7 protein-coding genes are annotated in these 6,289 nt (G+C 60.6%); 6 read left to right on the plus strand and 1 reads right to left on the minus strand.

The annotated features are described in order from the left end of the window. Positions 1-51 precede the first annotated feature (51 nt). Entirely contained in the window at positions 52-306 is a 255-nt protein-coding gene (locus ACK6AU_RS23900; protein ID WP_022642859.1) for a succinate dehydrogenase assembly factor 2, read from the plus strand. Then, the gene (locus ACK6AU_RS23905) at positions 290-742 is read left to right on the plus strand and encodes a protein YgfX (protein ID WP_409301801.1); all 453 of its coding nucleotides are present in this window, start codon (positions 290-292) and stop codon (positions 740-742) included. The genes ACK6AU_RS23900 and ACK6AU_RS23905 overlap by 17 nt, the downstream gene beginning before the upstream one ends. On the opposite strand, the gene nadB is transcribed toward ACK6AU_RS23905, so the two are convergent. Then, on the minus strand, positions 705-2,327 hold the full coding sequence (gene nadB / locus ACK6AU_RS23910) for an L-aspartate oxidase (RefSeq protein ID WP_185698009.1): 1,623 nt from the start codon (positions 2,325-2,327) through the stop codon (positions 705-707). The two genes, ACK6AU_RS23905 and nadB, sit on opposite strands and share 38 nt — an antisense overlap. A gap of 558 nt (positions 2,328-2,885) precedes the next feature. Here nadB and rpoE point away from each other — a divergent pair. The 4 genes from rpoE to ACK6AU_RS23930 all read left to right on the plus strand — a co-directional run. Further along, positions 2,886-3,467 carry an RNA polymerase sigma factor RpoE gene (gene rpoE, locus ACK6AU_RS23915; RefSeq protein WP_022642864.1) on the plus strand — a complete coding sequence of 194 codons (582 nt, stop codon included), beginning with the start codon at positions 2,886-2,888 and terminating at the stop codon, positions 3,465-3,467. Positions 3,468-3,498: 31 nt separating this feature from the next. Further along, on the plus strand, positions 3,499-4,086 hold the full coding sequence (locus ACK6AU_RS23920; RefSeq protein ID WP_022642865.1) for a sigma-E factor negative regulatory protein: 588 nt from the start codon (positions 3,499-3,501) through the stop codon (positions 4,084-4,086). A gap of 8 nt (positions 4,087-4,094) precedes the next feature. Further along, positions 4,095-5,051: a MucB/RseB C-terminal domain-containing protein gene (locus ACK6AU_RS23925; protein WP_409301804.1), complete on the plus strand. Its 957-nt coding sequence runs from the start codon at positions 4,095-4,097 to the stop codon at positions 5,049-5,051. A gap of 223 nt (positions 5,052-5,274) precedes the next feature. Next, on the plus strand, positions 5,275-6,289 hold a 1,015-nt coding region (locus ACK6AU_RS23930), incomplete at its 3' end, for a Do family serine endopeptidase (protein WP_409301806.1).

Raw genomic sequence — 6,289 nt, forward strand, 5'->3', positions numbered from 1 at the left:
GTCATCACCTGTCCCGGGCTGTATACTGGCGCCCTATTTGAGGAGCGTTCCATGGTTGAAGATGTTGAACTGAATCGCCTCTACTGGCACAGCCGTCGCGGCATGCTCGAACTGGACGTGTTGCTGGTGCCGTTCGTCAAGGAGGTGTACCCGCATCTCAACGAAACGGATCGCCAGTGCTACCGCAACCTGCTCGAGTGCGAGGACCAGGACATGTTCGGCTGGTTCATGGAGCGCAGCGAATCCCCTGATCCCGAGTTGCAGCGCATGGTGCGCATGATCCTGGATCGTGTCCAGCCCAAGTAAGCTGTTCGAGAGCCGCTGGCGGGCGTCCATGCAACTGCTGGCGGCTTATCTGTTGGCCCAGGCTTTCGCCCTGTGTGCCGTTTTTCTTCTCGACATTCCGCTTTTCGCCAAGCTCCTGGGGTTGTCGCTGTGCCTGTTGCACGCCGCCTGGGCGCTGCCCCGGCAAGTCCTGTTGAGCCACTCCCGAGCCTTCACCCGCCTGCGTCACGGTGTCGCCGGCTGGCAGTTGTGGAACCGTGCCGGTGGCTGGCAGGCGGTGCAGTTGTGTCCCGATAGCCTGGCGCTGCCGTTGATCGTGGTATTGCGTTTTCGCCTGAAGGGCCGGCGCCGGATTCACTCCGTCTGCGTTCCGCGGGATGCGCAGGCGGCCGACGAGCATCGGCGCCTGCGGGTACGGCTCAAGTTCGCTCGCGATAGGTGGGCGGCTGCAGAATAGTGTCCCGGGCCTCGGGGAGCATCTGTGGATAGTCGAGGGTGTAGTGCAGGCCCCGGCTTTCCTTGCGAGCCATGGCCGAGAGAATCATCAGCTCGGCGACCTGGGCCAGGTTGCGCAGCTCGATGAGGTCGCGGCTGACCTTGTAGTTGCTGTAGAACTCGTCGATCTCGTCCAGAAGCAGGCGCACCCGGTGCTGTGCCCGTTGCAGGCGTTTGTTGGTACGCACGATGCCCACGTAGTCCCACATGAACCGCCGTAGTTCATCCCAGTTGTGCGCGATGATCACGTCCTCGTCGGAATCGGTGACCTGGCTGGCGTCCCAGGCGGGCAGGGCGATAGGCAAGGCGACCTGCGGTAGTTGCCGGAGGATGTCGGCCGCTGCCGAGCGTGCATAGACGAAGCACTCGAGCAGCGAATTGCTGGCCATGCGGTTGGCCCCGTGCAGGCCGGTAAAGCTGGTCTCGCCGATGGCATACAGGCCAGGCACGTCGGTCTGGCCATGCTGGTCGACCATGACTCCGCCGCAGGTGTAGTGGGCCGCCGGCACCACCGGTATGGGCTGCCGGGTGATGTCGATGGAGAATTCCAGGCAACGCTCGTAGACCGTGGGGAAGTGGCTCTTGATGAAAGCTTGCGGCTTGTGGCTGATGTCCAGGTAGACGCAGTCGATACCCAGGCGCTTCATTTCATGGTCGATGGCCCGGGCGACGATGTCCCGGGGTGCCAGCTCGGCCCGTGGGTCGAAGCGCTGCATGAAGCGCTCGCCATTGGGCAGCTTCAGGTGGGCGCCTTCGCCGCGCAGGGCTTCGGTCACCAGGAAGTTCTTGGCCTGCGGGTGGTACAGGCAGGTGGGATGGAACTGGTTGAACTCCAGGTTGGCCACCCGGCAGCCCGCGCGCCAGGCCATGGCGATGCCATCGCCGCAGGCACTGTCGGGGTTGCTGGTATAGAGGTAGACCTTGGCCGCGCCGCCAGAGGCGAGGATCACGAAGCGCGCGCCGAAGGTGTCGACTTCGCCGGTGGTGCGGTTGAGCACGTAGGCACCCAGGCAGCGCTCGCCTTCCAGGCCCAGGCGCTTCTCGGTGATCAGGTCGACCGCGACCCTCTGTTCCAGCAGTTCTATATTGGGATGCTGCCGGGCCTTGGCCAGCAGGGTGGTGAAGATGGCCGCGCCGGTGGCATCCGCCGCATGGATGATCCGCCGATGGCTGTGGCCTCCTTCACGGGTCAGGTGAAACTCGAAGCCGTTGTCATCGTTGCCGGCTTCTTCGTCACGGGTGAAGGGGACTCCCTGGTCGATCAGCCACTGGATCGCCTCGCGGCTATGCTCCACGGTGAAGCGCACGGCGTCTTCGTGGCACAGGCCGGCACCGGCATTGAGGGTGTCGTCGACATGGGAATCGACCGTGTCGGTGTCGTCCAGCACCGCGGCCACGCCGCCCTGGGCGCGATAGGTCGAGCCGTTGGCGAGGTCGCCCTTGCTCAGGACCGCAATCCGCAGGTGGCTGGGCAGCGTCAGGGCCAGACTCAAGCCGGCGGCACCGCTGCCAATCACCAGAACATCGTGTTGAAACTGTTGGCTCATTTGAAGGATTCCGCTCAAAGCGACCCGGGACGGGGTTGGCGCAAGACGCCTGAATCGGCAAGTCAAAGCAGCCACACAGCCCACTAGTATATAGAGGGGGGGAGCGGCACAATAGCCGCGCCTGCATGGCATTGTGCGACTTCGCTGAGCAAAAGCGTTGCTTGCGGTCAGCCGGGGCTCAGGCCGTTACCAGGCCTGACAGGGACGATCGAGGGCACAGGGCTGTTTTTCTCTTTAGCGTTACACATACTTCGTCCGGCACGGCTATAAAGATTGGGAACTTTTGCCAAGGCCCCAAACTCAATAGAAGGTTGCCTGAAAGAAGGGACAGCGTCGGTTTTATCCAGGGTTTTCAGCCTGTTTTCCTGGGGTGAAAATCGACGACAGGATTATTCGCGCAGCCGGCCTTGCCCGCGCTGCGTTTTTCGTGCGTGCCGGATCAGAGCCCGCAGGAAACTTGCTTGGAGGGGGAGAACTTTTGCGAAAAGCCCGAGTCTATGTTTGCAAGCCTGATCGATTAGTAGTGCACGCCTCCTCCGAGTTTATCGAGGAGTGTTCATGCTAACCCAGGAAGAGGATCAGCAGCTGGTCGAGCGCGTTCAGCGTGGCGACAAGCGAGCGTTCGATCTGCTCGTGCTGAAGTACCAGCACAAAATTCTCGGGTTGATCGTGCGTTTCGTGCACGACACCCATGAAGCCCAGGATGTCGCACAGGAAGCCTTTATCAAGGCATACCGTGCACTAGGTAATTTTCGTGGTGACAGCGCGTTCTATACGTGGCTTTACCGTATCGCCATCAATACGGCGAAAAACTATCTGGTTTCACGCGGCCGCCGGCCGCCGGATAGCGATGTCAGTTCTGAAGATGCGGAGTTCTATGATGGCGATCACGGCCTGAAGGATCTCGAATCACCGGAACGGTCATTGCTGCGGGATGAGATCGAAGGCACCGTCCATCGAACCATCCAGCAACTACCTGAAGATTTGCGTACGGCTTTAACTTTACGTGAATTTGATGGTCTGAGTTACGAGGACATTGCCAGTGTCATGCAGTGTCCGGTGGGTACCGTGCGCTCCCGGATTTTCCGCGCTCGGGAAGCCATCGATAAAGCCCTGCAGCCGTTGTTGCAGGAAACCTGAGACAGCGGCGACAGCCAAGAGAGGAACCGCCATGAGTCGTGAAGCCCTGCAGGAATCGCTGTCCGCGGTGATGGATAACGAAGCGGACGAACTGGAATTACGTCGGGTATTGAATGCCGTCGACGAAGTGGAAACCCGTGAGACCTGGGCTCGTTATCAAATCGCCCGGGCGGCCATGCACAAGGAGTTGCTGCTTCCACGTCTGGATATCGCCGCTGCCGTTTCTGCAGCCCTGGCTGATGAAGCCGTACCTGCCAAGGGTTCCCGTGGGCCATGGCGTAGCCTGGGTCGCCTGGCGGTAGCCGCCTCGGTGACGGTTGCGGTCCTGGCGGGTGTGCGCTTGTACAACCACGATGAGATCGCTGGCGTCGAACTGGCTCAGCAGGCTGGCCAGCCCACCCTGGCAGCGCCACAAGTCAAAGGCCCAGCGGTACTGGCCGGCTACAATGAGAATTCGGAAGCCACTGGCCCCATGGCCAATGGCGTATTGCAAGGACAGCCAGGCTGGCATGACCAGCGTCTGCCAAGCTATCTGCGTCAGCATGCCCAGCAAGCTGCACTCAAAGGCACTGAAAGCGCATTGCCTTATGCTCGTGCGGCAAGCCTGGAAAACCGCTAAGGAGGATCATGCGCGCCATCCCTCTACTCTCGCTTCTGCTCAGTGGCTGGTTTGTGGTTCCAGCCCACGCCGACGAAGCCCAGGACTGGTTGCAGCGTCTTGGGCAAGCGGAACAGCAGCAAAGCTTCCAGGGCACCTTCGTTTACGAGCGTAACGGTAGTTTCTCTACCCATAACATCTGGCATCGTGTCCAGGATGGAAGGGTTCTCGAGCGTCTGGTCCAGCTCGATGGCTCTGCTCAAGAGGTAGTGCGTGTCGATGGTCGCACCCAATGTGTCAGTGGCACGCTGGTGGCAGGATTGGGAGATTCTGCAGACTCGGTGGCGCGTGCGCTGGACCCTCAGAAACTCAAGAATTGGTACGACCTTGCCGTCATCGGCAAGTCGCGGGTGGCAGGGCGTCCGGCGGTGATCGTCTCGGTCGCGCCCAAGGACCAGCATCGCTACGGCTTCGAGCTGCACCTGGATCGTGAGACCGGGCTACCACTCAAGTCCTTGCTGCTCAACGACAAGGGGCAATTGCTCGAGCGCTTCCAGTTCACCCGCCTGGATACCCGCGATGTTCCGGGGGATGCCGAGCTGCGTGCCACCGCCGATTGCAAGCCAGTCACCCTTGATAGTGACAAGGCTTCGGCAGTCAAGGCTGCACAAACCTGGCGCTCCGACTGGTTGCCGCCGGGCTTCGAGTTGACCAGCAGCAGTGCGCGCAAGGATCCGCAAACCAAGGTGATGGTCAACAGCCTGCTGTATGAGGATGGCCTGGCACGGTTCTCGGTATTCCTCGAGCCGCTCAACGGTGCAACGGTCACCGACACCCGGACCCAACTTGGGCCCACCGTGGCGGTATCGCGTCGCCTGACCACGCCCGATGGCGAGATGATGGTCACGGTAGTCGGGGAGATCCCGATCGGTACCGCCGAGCGTATCGCCTTGTCGATGCGTTCAGACTCTACCGCTAAGCAATGAAGCTTTATTGGTTGTGCAAGAGGTCAGTGATGGCTACTCCACAATTGAGAAGATGAAATGTTTGGCCAGCAAATTCATTTGCAAAATCCCCAGAGTTTTTTTATAGGTCAGAGCCTTTCGGTTCTGACCTAATTTGTCGTTCCTGGAACAAAACTGCCGCCCGCTTGGTGTCGGCGCTGTTCGTTCCCTATCGCTTAACCACGCTCGTCGTAACGGGAGCCGTATGTCGATACCACGCTTGAAGTCCTACTTCACCATCCTCGCCACTGTGCTGGTGCTTGGGCAGGCCGTTTCTGCCCAGGCGGCCGAACTGCCTGATTTCACCCAACTGGTCGAGCAGGCATCGCCTGCGGTGGTGAACATCAGTACCACGCAGAAACTGCCAGATCGCCGGGTCTCTGCGGGTCCCATGCCCGACCTCGAAGGCCTGCCGCCGATGCTGCGGGAATTCTTCGAGCGTGGCATGCCGCCACAGCAGCGTTCTCCCCGTGGGGATCGACAGCGCGAAGCCCAGTCCCTGGGCTCGGGTTTCATCATCTCCCCGGATGGCTACATCCTGACCAACAATCACGTGATCGCTGACGCTGACGAAATCCTCGTACGCCTGGCCGATCGCAGCGAATTGAAAGCCAAGCTGGTCGGTACCGATCCGCGTTCCGACGTGGCGCTGTTGAAGATCGATGGCAAGGACTTGCCCGTATTGAAGCTGGGCAAGTCCCAGGATCTGAAGGCTGGCCAATGGGTCGTGGCCATCGGCTCGCCGTTCGGCTTCGACCATACCGTGACCCAGGGCATCGTCAGTGCCATCGGTCGCAGCCTGCCGAACGAAAACTATGTGCCGTTCATCCAGACCGACGTGCCTATCAACCCGGGTAACTCCGGTGGCCCGTTGTTCAACCTGGCCGGTGAGGTCGTGGGGATCAACTCGCAGATTTATACCCGTTCCGGCGGCTTCATGGGCGTTTCCTTTGCTATCCCGATCGACGTAGCCATGGACGTGTCCTCCCAGCTCAAGGCGGGAGGTAAGGTCAGCCGTGGCTGGCTTGGCGTGGTGATCCAGGAGGTCAACAAAGACCTGGCCGAGTCTTTCGGACTGGAAAAACCTGCCGGAGCCCTGGTCGCACAGATCCAGGATGATGGTCCGGCTGCCAAGGGTGGCCTGCAGGTGGGAGATGTGATCCTCAGCCTCAATGGCCAGCCGATCGTCATGTCAGCGGACCTGCCACATCTGGTCGGCG

The organism is Pseudomonas sp. KCJK8993, assembly GCF_046230915.1.
In the GTDB taxonomy this organism is placed as follows: domain Bacteria; phylum Pseudomonadota; class Gammaproteobacteria; order Pseudomonadales; family Pseudomonadaceae; genus Aquipseudomonas; species Aquipseudomonas piscis.

Coding starts and splice junctions, on each gene's coding strand:
- ACK6AU_RS23900 (WP_022642859.1), top strand. CDS start 52: ATGGTTGAAGATGTTGAACTGAATCGCCTCTACTGGCACAGCCGTCGC.
- ACK6AU_RS23920 (WP_022642865.1), top strand. CDS start 3,499: ATGAGTCGTGAAGCCCTGCAGGAATCGCTGTCCGCGGTGATGGATAAC.
- ACK6AU_RS23925 (WP_409301804.1), top strand. CDS start 4,095: ATGCGCGCCATCCCTCTACTCTCGCTTCTGCTCAGTGGCTGGTTTGTG.
- nadB (WP_185698009.1), bottom strand. CDS start 2,327: ATGAGCCAACAGTTTCAACACGATGTTCTGGTGATTGGCAGCGGTGCC.
- rpoE (WP_022642864.1), top strand. CDS start 2,886: ATGCTAACCCAGGAAGAGGATCAGCAGCTGGTCGAGCGCGTTCAGCGT.